This is a genomic window from Streptomyces sp. NPDC045022, from assembly GCF_056432605.1.
Genome location: NZ_JBWKIR010000048.1, coordinates 1 through 25,113, shown reverse-complemented (window position 1 = coordinate 25,113; position 25,113 = coordinate 1). Strand labels below are relative to the sequence as shown.

19 protein-coding genes are annotated in these 25,113 nt (G+C 69.8%); 3 read left to right on the top strand and 16 right to left on the bottom strand.

Features of this window, described 5'->3' with window-relative positions; genetic code table 11:
* The 11 genes from AC07C1_RS39365 to AC07C1_RS39315 all read right to left on the bottom strand — a co-directional run bounded on the left by AC07C1_RS39365 (position 1) and on the right by AC07C1_RS39315 (position 16,938).
* Positions 1 to 1,005, bottom strand: coding sequence for a hypothetical protein (locus AC07C1_RS39365; protein WP_478946933.1), 1,005 nt, complete (start codon positions 1,003 to 1,005; stop codon positions 1 to 3).
* Positions 1,002 to 1,817, bottom strand: a complete 816-nt coding sequence (locus AC07C1_RS39360; RefSeq protein WP_478946932.1) for an alpha/beta fold hydrolase — start codon at positions 1,815 to 1,817, stop codon at positions 1,002 to 1,004. The genes AC07C1_RS39365 and AC07C1_RS39360 overlap by 4 nt, the downstream gene beginning before the upstream one ends.
* On the bottom strand, positions 1,814 to 2,812 hold the full coding sequence (locus AC07C1_RS39355) for a beta-ketoacyl synthase N-terminal-like domain-containing protein (RefSeq protein ID WP_478946931.1): 999 nt from the start codon (positions 2,810 to 2,812) through the stop codon (positions 1,814 to 1,816). Before AC07C1_RS39355 ends, AC07C1_RS39360 begins: the two co-directional genes overlap by 4 nt.
* Positions 2,812 to 3,987, bottom strand: coding sequence for a beta-ketoacyl synthase N-terminal-like domain-containing protein (locus tag AC07C1_RS39350; RefSeq protein ID WP_478946930.1), 1,176 nt, complete (start codon positions 3,985 to 3,987; stop codon positions 2,812 to 2,814). The genes AC07C1_RS39355 and AC07C1_RS39350 overlap by 1 nt, the downstream gene beginning before the upstream one ends.
* Positions 3,984 to 5,219: a beta-ketoacyl-[acyl-carrier-protein] synthase family protein gene (locus AC07C1_RS39345; protein ID WP_478946929.1), complete on the bottom strand. Its 1,236-nt coding sequence runs from the start codon at positions 5,217 to 5,219 to the stop codon at positions 3,984 to 3,986. Before AC07C1_RS39345 ends, AC07C1_RS39350 begins: the two co-directional genes overlap by 4 nt.
* A 33-nt stretch (positions 5,220 to 5,252) precedes the next feature.
* Positions 5,253 to 5,498, bottom strand: a complete 246-nt coding sequence (locus AC07C1_RS39340; protein WP_478946928.1) for an acyl carrier protein — start codon at positions 5,496 to 5,498, stop codon at positions 5,253 to 5,255.
* Between the two features lie 145 nt (positions 5,499 to 5,643).
* Positions 5,644 to 6,435 carry a helix-turn-helix transcriptional regulator gene (locus AC07C1_RS39335; RefSeq protein ID WP_478946927.1) on the bottom strand — a complete coding sequence of 264 codons (792 nt, stop codon included), beginning with the start codon at positions 6,433 to 6,435 and terminating at the stop codon, positions 5,644 to 5,646.
* A 46-nt stretch (positions 6,436 to 6,481) separates the two neighbouring features.
* Positions 6,482 to 7,666: a cytochrome P450 family protein gene (locus AC07C1_RS39330; protein ID WP_478946926.1), complete on the bottom strand. Its 1,185-nt coding sequence runs from the start codon at positions 7,664 to 7,666 to the stop codon at positions 6,482 to 6,484.
* Positions 7,667 to 7,697: 31 nt separating this feature from the next.
* A complete protein-coding gene (gene ccrA, locus AC07C1_RS39325; RefSeq protein WP_478946925.1) occupies positions 7,698 to 8,942 on the bottom strand; it encodes a crotonyl-CoA carboxylase/reductase in 1,245 nt (414 codons plus the stop codon).
* Between the two features lie 92 nt (positions 8,943 to 9,034).
* Complete coding sequence (locus AC07C1_RS39320) at positions 9,035 to 15,007, bottom strand: type I polyketide synthase (protein WP_478946924.1); 5,973 nt, start codon at positions 15,005 to 15,007, stop codon at positions 9,035 to 9,037.
* A 509-nt stretch (positions 15,008 to 15,516) separates the two neighbouring features.
* Positions 15,517 to 16,938 (bottom strand): phytoene desaturase family protein, encoded by a 1,422-nt coding sequence (locus AC07C1_RS39315; protein ID WP_478946923.1) that lies wholly within the window; start codon positions 16,936 to 16,938, stop codon positions 15,517 to 15,519.
* 1,713 nt (positions 16,939 to 18,651) lie between these two features.
* Between AC07C1_RS39315 and AC07C1_RS39310 the strand changes: the two genes are divergently transcribed.
* Positions 18,652 to 19,320, top strand: a complete 669-nt coding sequence (locus AC07C1_RS39310) for an HNH endonuclease family protein (protein WP_478946922.1) — start codon at positions 18,652 to 18,654, stop codon at positions 19,318 to 19,320.
* Between the two features lie 140 nt (positions 19,321 to 19,460).
* Here the strand turns inward: AC07C1_RS39310 and AC07C1_RS39305 are convergent, their stop codons facing one another.
* Both AC07C1_RS39305 and AC07C1_RS39300 read right to left on the bottom strand, forming a co-directional pair.
* A complete protein-coding gene (locus AC07C1_RS39305; protein WP_478946921.1) occupies positions 19,461 to 20,153 on the bottom strand; it encodes a hypothetical protein in 693 nt (230 codons plus the stop codon).
* Positions 20,154 to 20,421: 268 nt separating this feature from the next.
* Positions 20,422 to 21,495, bottom strand: a complete 1,074-nt coding sequence (locus AC07C1_RS39300; protein ID WP_478946920.1) for an alpha/beta hydrolase family protein — start codon at positions 21,493 to 21,495, stop codon at positions 20,422 to 20,424.
* 85 nt (positions 21,496 to 21,580) lie between these two features.
* Between AC07C1_RS39300 and AC07C1_RS39295 the strand changes: the two genes are divergently transcribed.
* A complete protein-coding gene (locus AC07C1_RS39295; protein WP_478946919.1) occupies positions 21,581 to 22,537 on the top strand; it encodes an ArsR/SmtB family transcription factor in 957 nt (318 codons plus the stop codon).
* Positions 22,538 to 22,635: 98 nt separating this feature from the next.
* Here AC07C1_RS39295 and AC07C1_RS39290 read toward each other — a convergent pair whose 3' ends face one another.
* From AC07C1_RS39290 to AC07C1_RS39280, 3 genes are all read right to left on the bottom strand, one after another.
* Positions 22,636 to 23,067, bottom strand: a complete 432-nt coding sequence (locus AC07C1_RS39290; RefSeq protein ID WP_478946918.1) for a peptidase inhibitor family I36 protein — start codon at positions 23,065 to 23,067, stop codon at positions 22,636 to 22,638.
* A gap of 423 nt (positions 23,068 to 23,490) precedes the next feature.
* Positions 23,491 to 23,853 carry a hypothetical protein gene (locus tag AC07C1_RS39285; RefSeq protein WP_478946917.1) on the bottom strand — a complete coding sequence of 121 codons (363 nt, stop codon included), beginning with the start codon at positions 23,851 to 23,853 and terminating at the stop codon, positions 23,491 to 23,493.
* Positions 23,854 to 24,056: 203 nt separating this feature from the next.
* Positions 24,057 to 24,650, bottom strand: coding sequence for an SEL1-like repeat protein (locus tag AC07C1_RS39280; protein WP_478946916.1), 594 nt, complete (start codon positions 24,648 to 24,650; stop codon positions 24,057 to 24,059).
* Positions 24,651 to 24,682: 32 nt separating this feature from the next.
* On the opposite strand from AC07C1_RS39280, the gene AC07C1_RS39275 reads away from it, so the two are divergent.
* Positions 24,683 to 25,113: helix-turn-helix domain-containing protein (locus tag AC07C1_RS39275; protein ID WP_478946915.1), on the top strand; the 431-nt coding region annotated here is incomplete at its 3' end.

Sequence of the window (25,113 nt, the reverse complement as noted above, 5' to 3'; positions counted from 1 at the left end):
TCAGACCGCTGCCGACACGCCGTCGAATGCCTTCAGGACCCGCTCGTCGAAGCTCACCAGGCTCCAGTCGCGACGGTTCTCGATCACGGCGTAGCCGTGGGTGATGCGGCCCGTGGCAGTCTTGACGAGCTGCCCGTCGCGGACCACGTAGCAATCCATGCGGGAGGTGTAGAGGTGCTCCTTGTACACCTCCTCGACCGTGTAAACGGTGTACAGGTCCTCCTCCATCAGGGCGTGGTCCAGGATGCGCGCCGAAGAGCGCGGTACGACGGGGATCCACCGGCGGTCGTCCAGCAGCTGCTTGATAGAGATCCCGCGGTCGGCGAGAAAGAGGTCGACGACCTCCTCCATCTGCCGCAGGTAACCGGACATCTGCATGCGCTCGGTGAAGTGGCAGTACGGGTAGGGGATGCGCCACTTCCAGCCGAAGGCGTTGTTTTCTGCGGTGAGTTGCTCCAGCACTGGGTCGCCGGTGGTGGTGCCGCGGCCCTGGGCGAGGCTGGTGTTGGCCACCGGTGCGGGCGCCGGGCCGGTCGGCTCGGACTCGGGCGTGCGGGCCGTGAAGGGGGCCAGGTCGGTGACCGGTTCGGCGGCGTCGAGGTACTCGTCGGGCACCAGGAGCACCCGCACCTTGGCCGTGGCGGCGCGCAGCCGCTCGCCGTCGCGTACGACGGTGAGCGTGACGCGGAAGCGGAGCGCGCTGTCGTCGTCCTTGGTGGCCGGGGCGACCGTGGCCTCCACCAGGTCATCCATGTGCAGTGCATGGCCGATCCGGGTATCCTGCTCAACGAAGTCGAGTCCGAGACCGTGCTCCTCGAACAGCTCCCGGGCGGGCAGTCCAGCGGTGCGGAAATGGTCGAGGACGGCCTCCTCAACAAGGTAGTTGACGTGCTTGAAGCCGATCCAGGTGCAGATGTTGGAGCCCTCGTAGCGGGGGCGCAACACGACCGTCGTGTCCTCGCCCAGCAGCCGCTTCAGTCGTACGGGCAGGGTTTCCTTGCTCATCGCGGGGATGTGCTCCGTTCTGTCAGGAATGCGTTGACCAGGTCGGCGAAGGTCTCGGGGGCCGACGTCATCGGGAAGTGCGAACTGTCCGGCAGGATGTGCACGGACGCGTCCTCCACAGCCGATCCGAGCGCTCTGGCGTCGGAGGGGAAGGCCACGAGGTCCTCGGCGCCACCGATGACGAGGAACGGCATCCGCAGGCGTTCGGTCCGCACATGCGGCATGCGCAGGTAGGTCTCGAAGAAGCGGATCCAGCCGTAGGGCCCGATACAGTCGCGGATCTTGTACGCGATGGCCTGCCGGCGCTCGTCGGAGACCTGTCGGCCCGAGTGGGCATGCATGCCCTCGGTGAGGATGTGGACGAAATTGTTCAGGTAGTACTCGATCGAGGGCCAGTCGAAGCTGCTGGTTTCGGACCGGTACAGCGGCGAGACGAGGACGACTGCGCGCAGGTCGCGGGCGTCGTGAGCGCTGTCCAGCCAGCTGAGCGCGGCGCTGGTGCCGAAGGAGTGGGCGACCACGACGTTCGGGCGGCCCGGAATCACGGCCACCGCGTCCTCGACCCAGTCCTCCACGGCACGGGCGGTCCAGCCCTCGACTCCCGTGCCCCGCCAGGGCAGTTCCGCGGCCCACAGTTCACAGCGCTCGTCGGCCAGCGCGATGTACGGATCCCAGACCGATGCGCTGCTGCACAGCCCGTGGACCAGCAGGACCCGCAGCGGGTCGGGCCCGGTGGCCGCGCGCATCAGCCGTACGGCGACGGGAGGCTCGGCGAGCACGGCGGTCGCCGGCATCTCCTGGATGTTCGTCATCGCCGGGTCACCTCCGCCGGACGCAGCGTCAGCGTGGCGACCGCGTCACCGTCGTGGTCGCCGGTGGTGATCAGTGCCGGGGCCCTGCCGCCCGAGGAGAACCAGCCGACCGCCGCGGCGCACTGCAGGACCCCGAGAGCGCCCGAGGCCCGCCCGTGCGCAGCGCCGAGGGCGTGTCGGGGGACGTTCCGCAGAGCGCCGTCCAATGAGTCGTCGGCCGCCTCGGCGAGGGGGTCCTCGGCGAACCAGACGCCCCAGGGACCGGGCTGCTCCCCGTCCGTTCCTCTCAGGCACGCCGTGAGGTCGGCGTCGCGGGTGTAGCCGCCGAGTTCCGCGAGCGGCCGCACCCCGCGGGCGGCGGCCTCCCTCGGGTCCTCCACCAGCAGGGCCACGGCTCCGTCGAGCAGGTCGTCCCGGGGGGTGCCGGTGAGCCGCGCCAGGACGTCGTTGGCCGGCTCGGCACCGACCACCAGGACGTGCCGGCAGCGTCCGGCGCGGATGAGGGCCGCCGCCCAGTGCACGGCGTCGAGCCCGGAGGTCGGTCCGTTGCAGAGCATCAGGTTGGGGCCCTGCAGGGAGAACCGCTGGGCCACCGCTGAGGCGATGACGTTGCTGGAGGCGTTGGGCAGCGCCATGGGGCTGATGACGTCGGTGCTCGTCTCGACGATGGCCGCGGACGTCTCGCACACGGTGTCGAGGTTGCCCAGGTTCGAACTGGCGACGACCGCCACGCGGGTACCGTCAACGGCCAGCGAGTCGTCGTCTGCCCGCTGGGCGTCAGGGGGCAGGAGTCCGGCGTCGGCGAGTGCGTCGCGCGCAGCGGTGAGGGCCAGTTGGGTAGCGCGGTCCTGGTAGCGCAGGCCGCGGCGGCCGAGGCGGGCGGCGGGGTCGACCGGGGCGGCGGAGCGGCGCTCGTCCAGCAGGTCGGTCGCCGCGGCCACGCCGGGCAGGGCGAGCCCCACGCCGGTGACGAGGGCCGCGGTAGGTGCGGGCATCAGGCGATCCCTTCCAGTACGGCGACGGCGTTGACCCCGCCGAATCCGAACGCGTTGATCTGAGCGAGCCGCAGCGGCGACGCGGCGGGCTGTGCCTGCCCCGAAAGGACGAAGCGGAACGACTCGGCGCCCGCGACGCGGTTTTCCAGACCGACGGTGGGCGGGACTCGGCCGGTCGACAGCGACCGCGCGGCCACGATCAGGCTGAGCAGGCCCGAGCCGCCGGAGGTGTGCCCGGTCATGCCCTTCAGCGCCGTCATCAGCGGGTGGGAGGCGTGCGGTCCGAACACCTCACCGACAGCCGTGGCCTCGGCCTCGTCGTTGAGCACGGTGCCGGTGCCGTGCAGCACGACGAGGTCGATGTCGCCGGGTTTCACCCCCGCCTGTTCGTGTGCCGAGCGGATGGCCGCGCAGATGCCCCGCGGGTCCGGGGCGGTGGGGTGGCCGGCGTCGCAGTTCATGGCCACCCCGCGCAGCCGGCTGCGCGCCTGGGCGCCCCCGCTGCCGTCCTCCCGGGTCAGGACGATCGCCGCGGCGCCGTCGCCCATGAGGGTGCCGCGCCGTTCCCGGTCGAAGGGGCGCACCCGGTCGGGAACTGTCATCTGGACCCGGTCGAGCAGCCCGAACATGCTGGCCGTGATGGTGTCGACGCCGGCGACGACGACGGTGTCCGCCTCTCCCGCGACGATCATGTCCTGTGCCATGGCCAGGGTGTGCAACGAGGCGGAGCAGGCGTTGGAGAGGGTGTAGGTCCGGCTGGCGCCGAACCGCTCCCGCAGGGCGGTGCCGAAGTGCAGCCAGCTGAGGTCGAAGTCCTCGCCGTCCCGGCCCTTCTGCCAGGCCATCTCGACCGAGCGCAGTTCGCGCAGCCCGGTGCCGACGAGAACCGGAACGGACCGCAGGTCGTCGCTCAGGCCGGCGTCGGCGAGGGCTTCCTCGACGGCGCGCAGCAGCCAGGAGGTGGCGCGCAGCGGCATGCCCTTCCTGGTCCTGCGGTCATCGATCTCGTAGGCGTGCTCGGCGCGGAAGCGTGTGCTGTCGAATCCCCTCAGTGGGGCCCGTCCGCTGCGCCCTGCACACAGCGCCTCGAAGATCTCGTCGACGTCGTCGCCCACGCCGGCGACTGCTCCCATACCGGCGAGCACCATGCCCACCGGTGCTCCGATCCACGTCATCGCCACTCCTGCGGGTAGGAGCCGAAGACGACGACGGCGTTGTTGCCACCGAACGCCAGGCCATTGTTCTGCACGATGCCGGGCCGGCTGTCGGCCGCCTTGTTGGGTACGCAGTCGAGTCCGCACTCGGGGTCGGTCTCGACGTGGTTGATGGTGGGTGGGATGAAACCTTCCGTGATGGCGAGGACACAGCCGATCGACGCGAGGGCGCTGGCGGCCCCCATGGTATGACCGAGCATCGACTTCATCGAGATGGTGGGCGGGGCGGTGTCCGCACCGTAGACGCGCCGTACCGCGGCGGCCTCGGTTACGTCGTTGGCCTTGGTGCCCGTGCCGTGGGCCGAGATGAAGTCCACGTCACCGGGTGCGACGCCTGCGTCGGCCAGGGCGAGCCGCATGCAGTCGGCGATGCTGTCCTCGTCCGGGGCGACCGGATGGTGGGCGTCGCAGTTGAGACCTGCACCGAGGACCTCGGCGTAGATGCGTGCGCCGCGGGCGAGCGCGGACTCAAGGCTCTCCAGGACGAGCATCCCGGCGCCCTCACCGGTGAGAATGCCCTTGCGGTTCTTGTCGAACGGCTGGCAGCGCTCCGGCGCGATCGTCCCGATGCGGTAGAAGCCGGTGAACGTCTTGCGGCACATGGCGTCGGCCCCACCGCACAGGGCGATGTCGACGTCACGGGCCCTGATGGCGTCGAAGGCGTAGGCGATGGCGTAGTTGCCCGCGGCGCACGCGGTCGGCAGGGTGACCGCCTCGACCCTGCTCAGCCCGAGCTCATAGGCCACCGCCGCCGAAAGGCGTCCCGCGGGGATCCTGGCGGCGACGTGCGGCTCCATCGCGGCCGGGCCTTCGAGCAGTTCCGTCTCGACGAGGGCATCGAGGTCACGTGCCTCACCGTCGGTGGTGCCGACGGTGACCAGGGTGTCGCGTCGGCCCAGGTCGTCGGGTGTCAGTCCCGCATCGTCCAGGGCCATCCGGGCGGCCGACACCGAGAACTGGCTTGCCCTGCCGAGGGTGTCCAGGTCGGTCTCCCGGATCCACTCGGCGGGGTCGAAGCCGATGACCTCGCATCCCAGCGCCTGAGCGAAACCCGTCGTGTCGAAGGCGCTGATGGGCCGGACTGCGCTTCGGCCCGAGCGCAGTCCCGTCAGGAAGTCCCTGGCGCCCACGCCGATGCTCGACACGACTCCTGTACCGGTGATGACCACGCGGTGGCTCGTGGAGTCCTCCATGCTGTTTTCCTGCCTCCCGTAGTGGCCGGCCGACTACTTGGCCGCGTCCTCGACGACGCTATATACCCCTTCGAGATTCACCATCCGGGCGAGTTCCGCCTGGTCGATCTCGACCTTGAAGGTCTTCTCGAGTGCGGCGAGAACCTCGATCGACCGCAGAGAATCCGCCCCGTATTCCTCCTTGAAGAGGGCGGAATCCTTGATGTCGTCCGCATCGATTTCCAGAATGTCGCAGACCACTTCCTTGATCTCCGCACGACGATCCTGAATAGAGCTCATAACACTCCTCGAAGTATTTTCATCACCGAATGTCGGCCCGGTAATCATCGCGTGCTTCACCGCTGCGCAGAAGGGGAATGGCACCTTCGTGCCAGGAGAGTCGGCAGCGGCGGAATTCACCGTGCCATTCAGGCTGGACGGGCGCTCAGAGCCAGCCGCGCCGGGCGGCCTGCACGCCCGCCTGGAACCTGCTGCGCGCGCCGAGCCGCTCCATGAGGTCGGCCACCAGGCGGCGCACGGTGCGCAGCGAGACGCCGAGCCTGCGGCTGATCGACTCGTCGGTGTGCCCCTCGCACAACAGCAGGAGCAGGGCATGGTCGCGCCCGCGGCGGCTGTCCCCGTCCCGCCCACTCGACACCTTCCAAGGGGTCGCCGCCATCCACAGCTGCTCGAACATCAGGTGCAGGACGCGGACCGTGCTCGAGTCGCGCACCTCCACCGCGCCGCTGAGCGGGTTGTTCGGGTCGAGCGGGATCAGTACCACCTCTTTGTCCACGATGACCACAGGGGTCGGGACGACGGGCACGGTCCTGGTCTCGCCGCCCATCGAAGCCAGGCCGCGGGCGTAGCGGAGCAGCGCCGGCTCGTTGCGGAAGCTTTCCTGGTAGATGGAGCGCAGAGCCACGCCTCGCTGAAGGATGTACGCCTCCAGCGGCGATGCCTCCTGCGCCGTTCCCTGGCGCAGGCCGACGCCGCCTGGGCCCAGCGTCAGCCATTCCCTCTCGGCCCGCCGGCTCAGTGCGGTCAGCCGCGCCTGCACCGCGTCGGCGCCCAGCAGACGTTCCCCGTTCTGCGCCAGGTGACTCCCCAGCCGGCGCAGTTCCGCCACGGCCCGCTGCGGCGTCCGCTGCATGTCCAACGCGGTCACAGGTATGCGCTCGGGAGTGGCCGTCTTCTGCAGACACAGCCCTCCGTGCACGCCACGTGTCTCAGGCATGAATCCCCCGTTCTTCGCAGTTACGAGAAATGACTCGCCGGAACGTTCACTTCATTCGCAGTGGCAATGCGTCGAGACCTCGCATGAGTGTGCTGCTGCGCCATTCCAGCTGCTCGACGGGAGTGGCCAGCTCAATCTCGTCGAAGGTGTCCAGCAGTCGGCTGAAAAAGACTTCGGCCTCCAGGCGGGCCAGCGGCGCGCCCAGGCAGAAATGGATGCCGTGCCCGAAGGACACATGGCCGCGGGCATCCCTGCGCAGATCGAACCGGTCGGGGTCCGCATAGCGCTGCGGGTCGTGATTGGCCGAGTCGATGTTCAGCATGACGAACTCGTCCTTCGGAATGACCCGGTCACCGATCTCCACCGGCTCCGAGGTGAAGCGCAGCGTCGCTTGGTTGACCGGGCTGTCGTAGCGCAGGAACTCCTCGATGGCGCCGGGCAGCAGGGACCGGTCGGCCCGCAGTTCCGTGAACTGGCCGGGATGGGCCACCAGCGCCAGCATCCCGTTGCCGATGAGGTTGACGGTCGTCTCGTGGCCGGCCGCCAGCAGGAGCACGATCATGGCGACGATCTCGTCGTCGGTGAGCCGGTCCTCGCTCTCCTCGGTGGCGAGGACGGAGATCATGTCATCGCCGGGCGCTGCCCGTTTGGCGGCCACCAGCTCCCGGATGTAGGCGTCCATGGCGGTGCTGGCCTCCAGGCGGACCACCGGCTCGACCGCCAGCAGGAAGGCGCTGGTCCACCTGCGGAAGGTGTTCCGCTCTTGTTCGGGAACGCCCAGCAGTTCGCAGATGACGATGATGGGCAGCGGGAAGGCCAGCGCGTCGATGACGTCGACCGAATCCTGCCCGCGCACGGCGTCGAGCAGTTCGTCGGTGATCTGCTCGACCCGGGGGCGCAGTTGCTGTACGCGGCGCATGGTGAAGCTCTTGTTCACCATCTGCCGCAGCCGGTGGTGCTCGGGCGGGTCGGTGTTGAGCATGTGGTGGGCCATCGCCTGGCTGAAGATGTCCTGGTGGACCTGGATCCGGCGCTCGCGCAGAATCCGCATGATCTGCCAGGAGTCCTTGGCGATACGCGGGTCCGCCAGTGCCTGGCGCACCTCGGCGTAGCCGGTGATGAGCCACAGCCGGGTGCCGTTGGCCATCTCCAGCGGACGGACGGTCCGGGAGGCGGGCGCCTCCTGCGGGGCGATCGACGAGTGCCCGTCGGCCTGGGGCGTGGGGGGCAAGGTCTCCTCCTGTGGGATGTGCTGCGGCCGGTCAGGCGGGCAGGGACGTCATGCCGCGCTGGGGCGCGTTGACGAGGACGGACATGTTGCCCCTGTGCGTGTTGTCGAGCATCTTCTGGTGCAGTCGGCCGACGCCCTCGAAGTCGTCGCAGTCGGTCAGACAGGGATCGAGGACCCCCTCGCCCACTAGCCGTGTCACCTCACGGAACTCCCGGGTGTTGGCGCCGTGCGAGCCCTGCAGGCGCTTGGAACGCATCCACAGGTGGCGCAGGTCGACGTCACCGTTGTAGCCGGAGGTCCCGCCGCAGATCACCACCATGCCGCCGTTGGCGCACAGGTACATCGACGTGGGCAGCGTCGCCTCACCGCTGTGCTCGAAGACGATCTTCGGCGCCCTGCGCTCGCCGAGGATCTCCCAGATCCGTTTGCCGAAGGCGCGGGCGCCGCGCAGGAACTGGGCCATGGCCTCCTCGTCGTCGGCGTCGGGCAGCCTGCCCCAGTGCTGGAACTCGTTGCGGTTGATGACTCCCCGCGCGCCCAGGCGGATGCAGTACTCGGCACGGTCGTCGCTGGACACGACGGCGATGGGCATGCCGCCGACCATGCGCACCAGCTGGATCGCCATCGAACCGAGGCCGCCGGCGCCGCCCCAGATCAGCACCGGGTCGCCGGGGTGGACGGTGTTGCCCTGCCAGCCAAAGAGCTGGCGGTAGGCCGTGGGTCCCGAGAGCATGAAGCATGCGGCCTCCTCCCAGGAGAGCCGCTTCGGCTTCGGGTGGCACTGGACCTCGTTGACCAGGCAGAACTGCGCGAAGGAACCGTAGTTGGTCTCGTATCCCCAGGCGAGGGCCGTGTCCGAGAAGGGCGGCTCCCCGCTGAGGCGGATGTCGTCGGACGTCTCGTCCCACTGACCGCCGGAGAGGACGACGTGATCGCCGACCCTCACGTTCTTGACCCCCGGGCCCACCGCCCACACCACACCGGCCCCCTCCGAGCCGCCGATGTGGAAGTCCTCGGGCATCCCAAACTTCAGCCGCATGGCCACGACGTCGAGGGGACGGCCGCTGGCGGCCCACACGTTGTTGTAGTTGATCCCGGCCGCCATCACGTACACCAGGACCTGGCCGTGCCCGACCTGGGGCACGTCGACGGTCTCGGTGCGGAACGCCTTGACCGGCTCGCCGTAGCGTTCCGGCCGGATCACGGAGGCGTACATCTGCTGGGGAACCTCACCCAGCGGGGGAACCTCGCCCAGATCGTAGAGAGACTTGCTCATCGAAGAGAACTCCTCGCGGCGAATGGTGAGCGCACGGTGCTCCGGAAAGGACGGGCGGTGCGGCGGGTTCATGACCGCACCACCCGGTGTCGTCAGGACGAGAAGGTGTTCGACAGCCAGTGCCGGACGGCCTCAGCGGTGCGGGGCGCGTACTCCTGCATCATCGAATAGTGGTTGCCCGGGGACACGACCACGGTGTCCACGTGCTCCGGCGGGGGCGTCACGGCGCCCGTCTCCGGGTTGAGTACGGCTTGTTCCCGAGCCCGCACCAGCAGGGTCGGCAGGGAAAGCCGCGGCACGCTGCCCGTCGCGGCCCACTCCTCGAACATCGGCATGTAGCGGCCCATCGCGGTGAGTTCGTCCGGGCCCACGTCGAGGGTTTCCGACAGCTGGTTGTACTGGTTCATCATCGACGAGAAGACCCGTGAGTCGTCCCGGTGACGCAGGCTGAAGCTGTCGAGCATCACCACCGCGGCCGGCGGCCGTCCCAGGCTCTCCAGGTGGGCCGCGGTGCCGTGGGCGACCCAGCCTCCCGATGAGTAGCCGAGGAGGACGAACGGGTCGTCGCCCACGGTGTCGAACACTGTGCGTGCCTGCGTGGCGAACAGCAGGTCCACGTCCGCCGGCAGCGGCTCGCCCTGGGCGAACCCCGGATGCCCGAGCGCCCACAAGTCCCGCTCACCCCGGAAGGAGGCGGCGAAGCGCGCGTACTGGTGAGCACCGGCGGGAGCGACATAGGGCGTGAGGCACATCAGCAGCGGCCGGGCCGGCCCCTCGGCGAGCCGCACCGGCTGCGGCGTCGAGGCCAGTTCCGCGACCGAGCCGTACGTCGGACGCAACCGCCCTGCCAGGCGAAGCACTTGCGCCCCCTCGTCGACTCGGCCGTTGGCGCACGCGTACTGGTACAGCTGCACCAGGCTGTCGTCGGCCGCCGCCGCGGGGGCGGCGGGTGCGTCGTCCGTCCGGGAGCCGGGCTCCTCGTCGGTGGCCGGCGCCAGGCTCGACCACACATAGTGGGCGAGTTCGCGCGGCGTGGGGTAGTTGAACGCGATGGTCGCGGGCAGGCGCAGCCCCACAGCGGTGCCGAGCCGGTTGCGCAGTTGGACGGCCGACACGGAGTCCAGGCCCATCTCCAGGAAAGAGCGGTCGGCGTCGACCTCCTGGGCCGAGCTGTGCCCCAGCACGTCCGCCAGGCGGGCGCGGACCAGTTCGAGGACGCGCGCCTGCTGTTCCTCCTTGGTGGCGGAGACCAGTGCGCGCTGCCAGTCCTCGGGGGCCTCCCGCCCGGGTACGTCCTCATCCGGCTCGCCGGCGGCCGGCGCGTGCAGGGTGTCCATGACGCGCAGCGCCTCGGGGATGCCCGCAAGCAGCGGCCGACGGCACGCGGAGGCGTATCCGGTCGTGAAGCGCTCCCAGTCCACGTCGGCCACGACGGTGACCGTCTCGTCACGGTCCAGCGCCTGCCGCAACACCTCGATCTGGTGCCGCGGGTCGATGCCACGCAGCCCCCACAGCTCACCGGTCTGCGCCGCGGCCTCCTCCTTGGTCATACCCAGTCGGTCGAACGCCCCCTGGGGCAGTCCGTGCCGGCGCAACGCCTCCTGCGACGCGTCCTCGACGGCCATGCCACCGCCGGTCCAGCCGGTCCAGGCGATCGCGGTCGCCGCCAGCCCCTGGTTCCTGCGTTGCTCCGCGAGGGCGAGCAAATAGGCGTTGGCGGCTCCGTAGTGGCCCTGGCGACCGACGCCCCAGACCGCGGAGACCGCGGAGAACAGGACGAAGGCGCGCAGCCGGATGCCAGCCTCCACCGTCAACTCGTGCAGATGCCGCGCCCCGGCCGCCTTGGCGGCGAAGACGTCCGAGAAGTCCTGCGGGCTGGTGTCGGACAGCGCCTGCAGCCGGCCGATTCCCGCGGTATGGATCACGGCGGTCAGCGGGTACTGCTCCGGGACTTGGGCGATCAGTTCCCGCACCGCTTCCCGGTCGCGTACGTCGCAGGCGACCACGGTGACCTTCGCTCCGAGTTCCTCCAGCCGCCGGACCCGCTCGGCGATGCCGGGGGCCTGCGGTCCCCGCCTGCTCGCCAGGATCAGATGCCCGGCTCCCTGTTCGGCCAGCCACGTGGCGACGTGTCCGGCGAGGACGCCGGTGCCGCCGGTGACCAGGACGGTGCTGTGGGAATCCGGCCGCCACCCGACGTGCCCGGCCGGGGGCCGCCACCCGGCGCTCGCGCCTCGCACCAAGCGGCGGGTGAGGACACCGGCGGCGCGGACGGCGAGTTGGTCGTCGTCGCCACCGCCCAGCAGACCGGTCAGGGTACGCGCCACGGAGGCGTCCGGCCTGGCGGGCAGGTCGACCAGACCACCGAAGCGTTCGGGGTGCTCCAGGGCGAGCACGCGGCCCAGGGCCCAGCTCTGGGCCTGCACCGGGTGGGTCACGGGGTCGGAGCCGCCCGTGGAGACCGCGCCGGAAGTGAACAGCCACAGCGGCGCATCCTCCCCGACGTCCGCCAGCGCCTGGGCCAGTGCCACGGTGTGGGCCGTGCCCGCAGGTACGGCCGCGCACCCGGCCGAGGGGCTCTCGTCGAGGGCCAGCAGACAGACCACGCCGGACAGCGCGGCCCCGGCGCGGACCGTGGCGCGGATCCGGGCGGCGATGGAGTGCCGGTCGTCATCGCAGGCGACGGGCAGCGTGAGCACCGTGCCGGTGCGGGCGCGCACCGCGTCCAGGAGCAGGCCGGTCAGGGGGTCCTCTGCCAGCCCCGCGGGTACGACGACGAGCCAGGGTCCCGCATCCGTCCCGGTGTCCGCTCGGGGGTCGCCGACGGGTTCCCAGACCACCTGGTAGCGCCAGGAGTCCAGGCGGGCCTCTACACCGTTGCGCCGCTGCCAGGTGGCCATCGCCGGCAGTACGTCCGCGAGGGCGCCGGCGTGTTCGTCGTCGATGCCGAGGACTTCGGCCAGCGTGGGAAGGTCCTCCTCCTCGACGGCGCGCCAGAACACCTGTTGCTCGGGACGCGTCCCGGACTGCGGAGCGTGCTCCCGCGGCGTCTCGGTGGCGGCCTTCAGCCAGAACCGCCGGTGCTGGAAGGGGTAGGTGGGCAGGGCCACGGGGGTGCGGGGTGTCCCCGTGAAGACCGCGGACCAGTCGACTTCGACGCCGGCCGTGAACAGTTCGGCGGCGGCGCCCAGGAACCGGGCGGGACCGCTCTCGTCGCGGCGCAGCGTGCCGCTCGTGACCACGGCGGTCCCGGCGTCGTAGGCCACGTCGTGCACGGCGCCGGTGAGGATGGGGTGCGGTCCCGACTCCACGAACACCGTGTGGCCGTCGGCCAGCGCGGCCCGTACCGCGGCGTCGAAATGCACGGTCCGGCGGGCGTTGTCGTACCAGTACTCGGCACCCAGTTCGGTGGTGTCCCGCAGCCCCCCGGTGACGGAGGAGTAGAAGGGGATGCGCGAGGGGTGTGGCGAGACGTCCGCCAGAGCGGCGACGAGTTCCTCGCGCACCGCCTCGACCTGCCGGGAATGACCGGCGGCGGCCGCGCCGGGGATCCTGCGCACCCGGATGTTCCCGGCACGGAGCTCTTCGAGCAGCTTGTCCAGGGCCTCGGGCTCGCCTGAGAGCGTGATCTGCGTCGGACTGTTGACCGTGGCGACGGAGATGCTGCCGTCGTAGCGTTCCACCCAGCGTTCCACCGACTCCAGAGGCAGCTCCACGGCCGCCATAGCCCCCTTGCCGAGGAGCTTCATCAGGGCCCGGGTACGCGCCACCATGATGCGCGCCGCGTCCTCGACGGTCAGCGCGCCGGCGATCACTGCGGCGGCGACCTCGCCCTGCGAATGGCCGAGGACTGCCGCGGGTTCCACGCCGTGCGCGCGCCACAGGTCGGCCAGGGCGACCGTCACGGCGAAGGACACGGGCTGCAGCACTTCGGGCTCGTCCAGCGAGGGGGCGCCGGGCGTCCGGCGCAAGATGTCCTCCACCGACCAGGAGACGAGCGGGGCGAACGCCGCGTCCACGGCGCGCAGCGAACGCGCGAACACCGGCGCGGTGTCGAGCAGGTCGGCACCCATGCCCACCCACTGGGCGCCCTGCCCGGGGAAAACGAACACGGGTCGGCCGAGGCCCGGCCGGGCGACGCCCTTGGTCACCCCGTCGGCCTGCTCGCCACGCTCCACGGCTGCCAGCAGTGCGGCGAACCGCTCCCGATCGTCCGCGACCAGCACGGCCCGGTGGGCCATGGGCGAGCGGCTGACCACCAGCGCCGAGCCGATGCCGGCGATGGGCGTGTCGGTGTCCCGCACGACCGCGCGCAACCGCCCCGCCTGTTCACGCAGGGCCTCCGGCGACTTGGCGGTCAGCACCAGGGGCACCGGTCCGCCGGCGGCGGCCGGCGTCGCGGCCGCAGAGCCGGGGCAGGGCTCGGGTGAAGGGGGCTGCTCGATGACCAGGTGGACGTTGGTGCCCGAGACGCCGAAGGAGGAGACGCCTGCCCGCATCGGCTCGGCGCGTTCGGGCCAGGCCTGGGGCTCCTGCAGCACCCGGACAGCCCCCTTCTGCCAGGGGACACGGGTGTTGGGCTTGCCGACGTGCAGGGTCGAAGGGAGCAGCCGGTGCTCCATGGCCTTGATCATCTTGATCACACCGGCGACACCCGAGGCCGCCTGGGTGTGGCCGAGGTTGGACTTGACGGACCCAAGCCACAGCGGCTGCCCGTCCGGGCGCTCTTGTCCATAGGTGGCCAGAAGGGCCTGGACCTCGATCGTGTCACCGAGCGGGGTGCCGGTGCCATGGCCGTCGACCGCGTCCACCTGGGAGGCCTTGAGGCCGGCGTCGGCGAGTGCCTGCCGGATGACCCGCTCCTGAGAGGGGCCGTTGGGGGCGGACAGACCGTTGGAGGCACCGTCCTGGTTGACGGCGGACCCGCGGATCACGGCGAGGACGCGGTGCCCTGCGCGACGCGCGTCCGACAGGCGCTCGAGTACCAGGATGCCCGCGCCCTCACCCCAGCCGGTGCCGTCCGCCTCGTCCGCGTATGCCTTGCACCGGCCGTCCGCCGCGTGCACCCGCTTGCGGGCGAAGTCGATGAACGCTCCAGGGGACGACATGACCGCCACACCGCCGCTGAGCGCCAGATCGCACTCGCCGTCACGCAGCGAGCGGCACGCCTGGTGCAGGGCGACGAGCGACGAGGAGCAGGCGGTGTCCACCGTCAAGGACGGCCCCTGGAGGCCGAGCACATACGAGATGCGACCGGATACGACGCTCGCGGCGTTGCCGGCGACCAGGAATCCCTCGCTTTCTGACGGAGCTTCGAAGAATCGCGAGAGGTAATCCTTCTCGTTGACGCCCACGAAAACCCCGGTCGGGCTCTCGCGCAGGGAGTGCGGTGCTATGTTGGAGCATTCCACGGCTTCCCAGGCGACTTCGAGCATAATGCGCTGCTGCGGATCCATCGCCCGCGCCTCGCGCGGCGATATCCCGAAGAAGTCGGCATCGAATCCCGCGACGTCGTGCAGGAACGCACCCGCACGCGTGTAGGAGGTTCCCTGGTGTTCCGGATCCGGGTGGTAGAGGCTGTCCAGGTTCCATTCCCGGTCGGTCGGGAATCCCGTGACGACGTCGGAGCCCTCCTCCAGGAGCTGCCAGAGTTGCTCGGGGGTAGAGATCCCGCCGCCGAAGCGGCAGGCCATACCGACGATGGCGATTGGATCCTCGTGGCCGCCGCCCCGGGAGTGGGGGCGGGCGGTCTCCCGCGCCGGGCGGAGAGAAGCGGTGGCCCAGGGATCCGCGGTGAGTTGGGCAAGCAGGTGCCGGGCCAGCGCCGCGGAGTCGGGGAAGTCGAACACGGCCGTCCCGGACAGCGGTACGCCGGTAGCGGCCGAAATGCGGTCGATCAGCACCGTCGCCTTCTCCCGGACAATGCCCAGAGACCGGAAGGGAGCGATCCCGGCGATGGACCAGGCATCGCCGCCACCCTGTGCCGCGACGACCTCGTTGCGCACGAGGCCCAGAATCAGCTCCAGCTGCTCCTGAGGAGACATTCCTGCTAATTGCTGCTTCATTTCATCGACGGAATTTCGGGAACGGCTCATTTAGGCTCTCTCGCAAGAAGGAAGCAGAAAATGGGACCTTAAAAATATGCACTCTGCCCCGTCAGAACGTTAGGAGAAATCTCGACCAGATCCAAGAAGTTGGCACCATCGTGCCATCCGAATCCGCCCGGTTCCGGCACTGCATCTTCCTGCGACTTTCAGTACCCCCCGATCCTAGTGACACAGCCGTGCCCACGAGGCAAACGTGGACGCACCATTGATCAGGCGCACCCGGTCACGAATTACGGAGGATGCATCATTCCGAAGTTCGATTCCTGGGAGAATGAGGAGTCGGCCGCGGCCGAGGTCGACCTCTGGTCATCGGCTCCCTCGCGGTCTCCGACGGTCCCGCTGGCTGCTACGGCGCGGGCGGCAGCGTGTCCGGCGGCCCGAGCTGGTGCAGCTGCCTCGGCTGACCCACCGACGAGGCGGCCTGTCGTTACCTCGGCAGGCCGCCTCGGCATGCACGGCCATCGAGGTTAGGGCGTGATGCCAGCGCGGCGTAGCGCCGATTTTGCGGCAAGGTGTCCACACATGCCGTGCACGCCTGCACCGGGCGGAGTGGACGATGAGCACAGGTAGAACCCATCCACACCGAGCCAGTACGGATCGACAGCGAGCCGTGGTCGGGCGATGAAATTGACGAGGTCCATGGAACCGCCGTTGATGTCACCGCCGACGTTGTTCGCGTTCTCCCGCTCCAGGTCCCGTGGTGAGCGAGCTTTCACCGCAGCCACCCGTTCGCGGAATCCCGGGGCGAATCTCTCGATCTGGTTGAGGATCGCTTCCGTTGCGTCACCTCGATAGCCATGGGGCACGTGCGCGTAGGCGTAGATCGGTTGCAGCCCGTCGGCGGTGCGGGTGGGATCGAAGACTCCCTGCTGCCCGACGATGACGAACGGGCGCTCGGGCATTACCCCATGGAAGGTGGCGTCCTCGGCTGCCGCAACCTCCTCGAATCCCCCGCACACGTGCAACGTGCCGGCGGTCCTCGCCGCCGTGTTGGTCCAGGGGATACCGTCGTGGACCGCGATATCGAGCTTGAACGCCGCCGCGCCGTACCGGTGCCTTGCCAATGCGCGGTGTACACGCGCAGGGAGTCGGTCCCCGAGCAGCCTCGCCGGAAGACGCGGTCCGGTGTCGAACAGTACGAGATCAAAACCGGCGAGCTGATCCATCGATTGGATATCGGCTCTGGTCTCGATTCGGCCGCCGAGAGTGCGTAGAAGACTAGCAAGTCCTTCCGCGAGGCGAGCAGATCCGCCAACCACGCACGGCCACCCGTACCGGTGTGCCACGCTGGCGAACATCAACGCAAACCCAGACGACGGTGGTCGGGTCAATGGGGTCCATGCGTGCGCGGCGTTGCCAGCGAACAGGGCGCGCGCTTCCGGTGTCCGAAATGCGCGAGCGAGGACTGTTGTGGGTAGCATTGCTAGGCCGCCGAACAGCCCCATCCGGTACGGCCGACGCGGCACCTTAACCATCGGCGACAGCAGGTCCCCCGCGAGCAGATCATAGTCTTTCACCAGCCGGCCGTACATTGCCCGCCAGCGACGCCCGTCGGTACCGAGCGCCTCGGCTGTCCGGTCCAGCGACTGGTAGAGCACGCCCGCCGCACCGCCATCAAGCGGGTGTGCCAAATCGACCTGCGGGTAGGCAAACTCGACCCCGTGTGCTCCGAGATCCAGAGACTGGATGAAAGGTGAGGACACAGCAGTCGGAACGATCGCTGCGCAGTGATCGTGGATCAAACCGGACAGTGTCTCCTCGCTGGAGCGGAGTCCTCCTCCTACAGCGTCCGCGGCTTCCGAGACCGTGACGTCCACGCCGGCCTTAGCAAGCGTGATCGCCGCCGCCAGCCCATTCGGGCCTGCCCCGACCACCAATGCCGAAGTCATCCCCCACCCCTCGTCATAGTTGTTCCCGGACCGTAAATCCAGATCTGCCCGATGCGTAATGGGCCCGCAGCACAACTCATCGACGCCGAGTTGTGCCCCGACAACGAAAGAGCTGCGAGTTGGGGGGTGTTGGTCGGGGTTAGGTGTCATTTGTGGGTGGCGGCTGAGCTGGCTGGGGTGTCGGAGCGGACGGTGTGGCGCCGCCTGGCGGAGGGGTGTGCGGAGGAGATGGAGGCGCGGCCGCGGCGGGGTGGGTTCGCTGTGAGCGACGAGTTACGGGCGGCGCTGGCGGAGGGGCCGGAACCTGTCGGCGTTGTACCAGAGGCTGGAGCAGGCGTGGGTTGAAGGTTCGGTGGGGGAGTGGGGTGTGACGCGACTCCCCTCGGTGTCGACGCTGCTGCGTGTGGTGCGCCGGGATCTGCGGGCGGGGCGGGTGCCGGAGGTTGCGCGGCCGGCACGGGGCCGGTTGTCGCCGATCGCTATGACCAGGTACTGGCTGACCTTCGGCTGACCATTCGCGTCCCGCAGCACCCGATGCCTCGCCCAGCCCCATGACGCGAGCACACCCGAACAATCCGGGCACTCGGTCTCGCCCGCCTGCAGCCGGGTCTCGCCCCCGATATCGGCATCTTGAGTGTCGTTGAACAACGCGCACGCGTCTGATCGTCGAAACGGCTGCCCTCACCCTGACCGTCCTCGCCGCCGGCCTGCTGCCTGTCGCCCAGGCTGCGGCCGCCGCGGCGCTGGCGTGGCTGGCAGTCATCGCGGTGCGCTGGTGGGGAGAGCTGGCCTGCGACTCCCACGCCGTCAGTGCCTGCGGTCGCGAACCCGTCGCCCTCATGTGGAGCGCCGACCTGGCGGACGAACGATCCTTCTCCGTCCTTGTCCGGGTCGGGCACGCTCTGCGCTTCGCTCACCGGCACCCGCCCCTGCGGCTGCGCCGCTGGTTCGCCCACCGCGCCCCGCTGCCGCTCCCTACCATCCGTCACCCACTCACTCCGACCCGCGCAGATGGACCGCGGTAGGTGCGAAGAGTGAGGTGATTGCGTACGGTTTCAGCGCCCGGGTTCTGACAGGACAACCGGGGCTCGGTGGTCCCGCGCTCCGTTCGCACGCCGCGCGGGACCGCCTCTCTTTCTGGCTGGCCCGCCAACCCCCTGGGCGGCGGGACGTAAGCTGGGCGTGCCGATACGCCAGGTCACACCTGGCCCGGCCCGGTTACCTCTCTGCACTAGCGCCGACGGGCGCGGGCCACGTCTCGTCGGAGCCGATTACCCGCGTTGCGCTGGGTCCGGCCGCAGGAGCGAGCAGCGGACGCCCCGTTGACTGAACGAACCAGTGCACGAGCTGCCGAAGCCGAAAGAAGACGGCCGCGAAGAAGCAGTCGGCCAAGGAGGCCGCGGCGAAGAAGACGGCAGGCCACGACGAGCGATAGGTCCCGGCACCGGCTACTCGACGTCCGGGTCCTACTGGGAGCGCCGCACCGGTGAGGCCGGCGAGCCTGTCGTGTTCTTCCTCGGCGGATCGTCGCAGCTTGATCAACTCATCGGGGACCTCTGCCACGGCACGGACCCTGAGCGGCCCGCTGCGTGCGCCGACGATCGGACTTACCGCCCGATCGGGTAGAGCCGCTGCGGGTTACCGGGCGAGTCGTGCGCGGCAGCCGCTACGAAGATTACGAACTGTTGGTGATCTTCGAGAGGCTCCCTGCTCGTGCGCTTCGCCCGTACCACCACCGCGGCGGCCATGTTCGCCGCCCTGCTCATTCCGACGACCGCGCATGCCGCCCCGGTCACCGCACCCGGTGACACCGTCACCGCCCCCGTACAGGACCTCCTCGCCCAGCTGCCGGTGCGCACCGAGGACCGCAGCGGTTATGAACGGACGAAGTTCAAGCACTGGGTCGACGCCGATAGGGACGGCTGCAACACCCGGGCCGAGGTGCTGAAGGCCGAGGCCGTCATCGCCCCGGATCAGGGCGCTGGCTGCCGATTGAGCGGGGGTGAGTGGTACTCGCCGTACGACGACCGCTATCTCCAGGGGCCGGGCGGGTTGGACATCGACCACCTGGTCCCGCTCGCCGAGGCGTGGGACTCCGGTGCCTCCGCCTGGACGGCGAAGGAGCGGGAGGCATACGCCAACGACCTCGGTGACGACCGCGCGCTGATCGCGGTGTCGGCCGCCTCGAACCGGTCCAAGGCCGACCAGGACCCCAGCACGTGGCTGCCGCCGGCCGCGGGCTACCACTGCCAGTACGTCACCGACTGGACGGCGGACAAGACCCGCTGGGGCCTGAGCATCGACGCCGAGGAACAGACCGCGCTTACGGATGTGCTCAGCCGCTGCCCGAACGTTCCCGTCACCGTAACGCTGGCCCGCTGACCCGGCTTGACGGGGCCCGCACACATCCCGGCGCGCTCCGCCGCAACTGAGGCACGACTCTTGCTGGGCGCCCGACCGAGACTGGTCGGCGGCCGGTGACGCCGACCGCTGAGCTGACGACGGCTGGTGGGCCACCACCCTCAGGCCGCCACCGCGTCCGGCTCGGCGGCGGCTCGCGCGCTGCGGAGGAGCGCCAGTGCGGCGACGGCCGTTCCGGCGCCGACCGGGGCGATCGGCCACCACGGCGGGGAGCCGTCGTCTCGGACCGCCGTGAGGAAGACGAGGAACAGACAGACGGCCAGGCCGATCAGGACACCGTAGCTGTCGGCCGCGAAGCGCTCCCCCACGTCGACGCGGGCTCGTCCGCCCCGGTTGAGTACCTGCGCCAGCAGCGCGGTGGCCACGACGATGACGTACCCCATGGCGAGGGGGTACAGCAGCAAGGGCACGACGAAGAAGAAGCCGTCGCCGGTCCAGGCGCTGTGGGCGGCGTACCCGTCGATCACCACGACCTCGTCATGCCACAGTCCAAGCCGCACCTGCTGCCCCTCGCTGAAGGAGGGACCGTCGTTCACCGACACCGTCCTGGTGGACCCTTCCCCCCTCACGATCACGTCGTCGCTGAACGAGGTGTCCTTCTCACTGCAGTTCGTGGCCTGGCCAGCTCCGGAGCAGCGCTCGTGGGAGATGTGCCGTACCTCCACCACGGTCGCCTGCACGGTGTGCAGCCCTCCGGTGGCGCGGGCCACGGCGATCGCGGTCTCCTCGTACGTCCGCACGGCGAAGAAGGCGACGAGGAGCACCATCACACAACGGAACAGCACGAACAGCACACGTCCTGGAAGCGCCCCGCTCCCCCTCTCTTCCGCCGCCACAGCCGTTCCCTCCCCGCTCCTGTTTCCTCCAACATGCCCTCTGGCACGAGTGCTGACACGGCCCCGGAAGGCTTCACCCCTCCACGGACGGCGTGGCACCGCACCAGCCGCCCGTCGGGGAACCGGGGCAGGGTCAGACCGGCCAGCACCTGCCCGTTTGCCGACAGACGACCGACGCCCCGCTGTGCGGCCGCAGCAGGCCATCGACCGCCTCCTCGTAATGCCGCTACAACAGATGGCGGGCGAAGAAGGTCCCCACCCGGGCCCGTACCTCAGCGAGTGTCACAACCGGGTCGCCGGTGCCGATGAGCGCGGCCCGCGCTGCCGCTGTCACAAGACCGGCGGTCTGGAGCCGTGCGACGAGCGAGCCGTAGTCGGTAAACGCCCAGTGGTTCGCGTCGACAAGCAGCACGCGGCGGCCGGGAAGGCCCGCCCAGGAGGACTCGATACGGGCGGCGCCCTCGAATCCGTCGGTGCGGAACAGCAGCAGTGGCCGGTCGAAGACGACCGGCGTCGAGTACAGGTCGAGGTAGCCTTCCAGGTTCGCCACGGCGCCGACCCTGCGGTCGCGGCGGGCCGCGTACACCGCCGCCGTGCCGCCTGCGGAATGCCCGTACAACCCGATCCGGCAGGGGTCCATGACCGGGGCGAGCGGCAGGTCGCTGAGCCGGTCCAGGACCAGCCGGAGGTCCGCGATCCGGGTGTCTATCATCGTGCGGAAGGTCGCCGGGTCCGGCGGTCCGATCAGGACGGTCGTCCGCACCCCGGTCGGCAGTTCCACCTGAGAAGCATCACCGGGGTGGTCGACGAGGACGACCACTCGGCCGTGGCTCGCCAGGTCCTCGGCGAGGGTCGTGCCGAGCGTGCGGGAGTCACCGCCGCCGGGTGAGTACACCAGTACCGGCCGCCGCCCGGGCAGCGGCGGCGCGCCCACGTATCCGTGGGTGAGGACCGTGCCCCAGTTCACCGCTCCCGGCTCCGGCAGTCCCGGATGAACGTGCGGCGCGTACTCGGCGAACACCCCGGCCTCGGCCGGGGTGAGCTGTGGGGCCCGGGAGAAGCCGCGTACCGATCGGGCCGGGTACAGGACGGTCAGCATCAGCTCCCGCACGCCGCCCACCCACGGGTCGGTACGGGCCGGGTCCGTCAGATGGACCGTCTGCATGCCTACGGGGTACGGGCCGGCGGGCGCGGGCAGCCGGAGGAACGGGCCGTTAGCGGAGGCGGACGCAGCTGTGGGCAGCAGGGCGGCGGCACTCCCGAATAGGGTGCCTTTCAGAAGAGTGCGTCGAGAAGTCATACGAACATCCTTGGGGCGGGGGCCGTCACGGTGCGAAGGTTCAGGCCCTGGCCGAAAGGCTGGCCTCGGACGAGGAGTTGTGAGGGTGCTGCGAATCCACTTCACCGCGCAGGACTTCGCCCGGATCCGCTTCGCACCCCGCCCGGCGCCGCTCCAGGAGCTGCACGCCGCCCTGACGACAGCCGTGGCCCGGCGTGGCGGGCCGCTGTTCGCGCCGTGGCGCGGCCGTGTCCTGCGCTCCCTCCCGGCAGCAACTGACCCGCTCGCCGACCTGGTTCCGGCGGGCCGCCCGCCCTCCTTCCTCGACGTCCTCGGCGACACCATGGCCGACGGCTTCGAACAGATCCGGGCCACCAGCCCCGGTCTCGTCCGCTCCGAGCTGGAGCGGGTGTACGGGGCGGTGCCCGCCCCTCGCTGGATCCGAGGCCTGCACGCGGGCGACGAGACGGCCTGGCGCACCCTGCACCGCGCCGAGCGGGCCGCGTACGAGACGGTCCTCGCCCCGGTCTGGTCCGTCGTACAGGATCTGCACCGTGACGAGTTCACCCGCTACGCCCTGACGGTCGCCGAGCACGGCGTGGCCACCACGTTGATCGGCCTGGCCCCGGGCAGCCGACTCCACGAGGGTGTGTGGGAATGGCCCGGCGCAGCGACGGACCGCGACCTCTGCCTCGACGGGCGCGGCCTGGTTCTCCTGCCCACCTTCCACAACCCGGCGGGCCCACTTCTTCAGGACACCCCGGGCCATCCCGCAGTCCTGACGTACCCAGCCGGTCCCGGGCTCCCGCCCACTGCGGGGCGCCCGGTCGTCCCCGCCGAGACCCTGGCCGCCGTCCTGGGCCGCACCCGGCTGGACGCCCTACGCCTCCTCGCCGAGCCTCACACCACGACATCCCTGGCCCGCGCCCTCCACGTCAGCAACGCGACGGCCTCATCCCACGCGGCGGCGCTCAGATCGGCAGGCATGGCGACGACGACCCGCACAGGCCGCTCGGTCACCCACCAGCGCACGGCCCTCGGCACGCTGGTCGCGGGCGCCTGACCGCCGTAGTTCGCCACAAGACGGAGCAGGCCCCGCCACGCAGGTGAAGTATCTGACCACGCTCGCGGAGAAAGTCGGCAACCGGGCCGGGCCAGGGCTTACGCGCCGCAGGGTGTGGTGTTGTTCTTCAGGGAGTGGGTGGTGTCGTTGAGCTGGTAGGAGCGCAGGTCCCCGATGGTGCCGCCGTCGGACCCAACGCACACGTGCCGGCCGAAGTAGTTGTCCTTTTGGTAGACCCGCGCGGTGCGGCTGCTGTTGTTGATGACCGAACTACCCTTGCCGCGGATGTAGTCCGGAAGGTGCCGGACCGAGCCGTCGGTGGCGCGTTTGACGTAGGGCTGGCCCTCGAAATGGATCTCGGGGTAGATGCACACGAATCCGCGGGGGCACTGGATCTGGTCCCGGGGAGCGGTGACGGCCGGACTGGTCCCGGTCGGCGCCGGCGTGGCCTGGGCGGGGGTGACACCGGCCAGCGCCGTCGTCAGGGCGACAGTTGTGCCGGCGAGCGCGAGCATCCTGGGAATGTGCATGTGCTGACTCCTTCGGTCGGATTCCTGTCGTGCAGAGCAGCAGGCGCCACACGGTTCGGCACTCAGCCCCGCTGCGGCTGGAAGCCGCGGGTACGCCCACACGCACACGCCCACCCTCCCAGGGTGATCACCAAAAGCGACAGTTCATTTACATACCGTCCCCAATTTGGCCGGATCACAGGGAGCGCACTGCTCACAACTGCGCGCCGCGAGCGCCCCTGCGCCGCCGCCCGGTGCTCCAACACTCAGGAGGTCGTCGCGCACCCTCCGGACTTCACTTGTGCTGTTGTGACTGAGCGCTCCGGTTGGCATCTTCGCCAAGTGCGGTGCTCAGTTCGGCGGTAGATGGGCGGCGTACCTCGTCACCACGGGCGTTGCCGCGATCCGCCCCGTGAACGGTCCGATCCGAGGCAGGAAAAGTGGTCAGCCAACGCCCAACCAGGTCACGACAGCCAGAACGAGTGGGACAGGACACGCCACCGCAGTCAGCAACAGCCGACGTCCGGCCGGCGTCATGCGACGCACCCCGGGCACAAAGGCGAGCACGACGAGCAGTGAGACACCGCCGACCACGCCCGCCGCGTACTCCGCGAGAAGACCACCGACGGCCGTCCCTTCCGCCGCACCCCATAGTGCGAGCACGCTTACCAGGAAAGTCAGCCATGCCATCGACAGGACCGTGGCAGCGCCGAGCAGAGCCGTCAGCAACGTGACCCCTGGACGGGTTGTAGCCGACGGGGTCGGCTTCGACGGGCCGTAGAGCCTCGCATACGTCTGAGAATTCATGAGCCGATGATCGTCGGCAGTCCTCGTGCACTTCATGAGGCGCTCTACTAAACCAAGCGCGTAGACGTACTCACTCTCGGCTGCTCCAGGCGCCAACGAAGTGCGCAGGTGCCAACTCGCGTGCTCAGTCGAACGATCAGTTTCATGAGCATGGTCACCGGCGCTCGGGCGGGCACCACAGTGCGCCCGTGCCGTCTCCTTGTTCAGCGCCAAGGGGGAGTGGGCGAACCGTCCGGGTCCAGCCCATAGAGCCACCGCTTCCTGCTCATGCCGAAGGGCGATTCGCTGGCGTCGGCGGCCTGCCGATAAAGGATTTCGGCGCTCTCATGGTCTCCGCCGTCGTCTCGTAACCGCGCCAGGTATGTTAGGGCTTCTGTGTCGCCGGCGTCGGCGGCTTGCCGGGCGAGGGTTTCGGCACTCTGATGGTCCTCAGCCTCCTCTCGTATCCGCACCAGGTGCGTCAGAGCACGGGTGCCACCGGTTTCGGCGCCTTGTCTGGCGAGCAGTTCGGCGCCTTCTCGGTCCCCGGCGTCCTCCCGCATTGCCGCCAGGCTGGTCAGGGCACGGGTGTCGCCTGCGGTGGCGGCATGCTGGTAGAGGGTTTCGGCATCCTGCCGGTCCCTGGCCCGCGCCCGCATCGCCGTCCTGTATCTCAGCGCACCGGCATGGCCTGCGGTGGCGGCTTGCTGGAAGAGGGTTTCGGCGCCCTCCCAGTCTCCGGCGTCCCTCCGCATCGCCGCCAATCCGATCAGGGCTCCGATGGCGGATTCAACTGGTCGTCGCAACACCTTGATCACGGAGGTGTTGGATGGGACGGCTAAGGAAACCGATGCCGCAGGCGCCGGCCGGGGCAAGACGGCAGTGGGCCGCGGATCGGGCGATGCGGGCACCGATGCGCTCGCCCGGCCGCCCGGAGCCGTCGCGCGCTGTGCAACGGGAGTTCTGGCGCCTGATCGCGTCCGGGGTCACCACGGTCCAGGCCGCCGAAGGGGTCGGCGTGTCGGCACCGGTCGGGATCCGATGGTTTCGACACGCTGGCGGGATGACGCCGCTGAGCCTGGACGAGCCCACCGGCCGGTACCTGTCGTTCGCCGAGCGTGAGGAGATCGCTCTGCTCAAGGCCCAGGACAAGGGCGTGCGCGAGATCGCTCTCACGATCGGCCGTGACCCCGGGACTGTCTCTCGTGAACTGCGCCGAAACGCTGCGACCAGGGGCGGCAAGCCGGTATACCGCGCCGTGGTGGCGCAGTGGAAGGCACA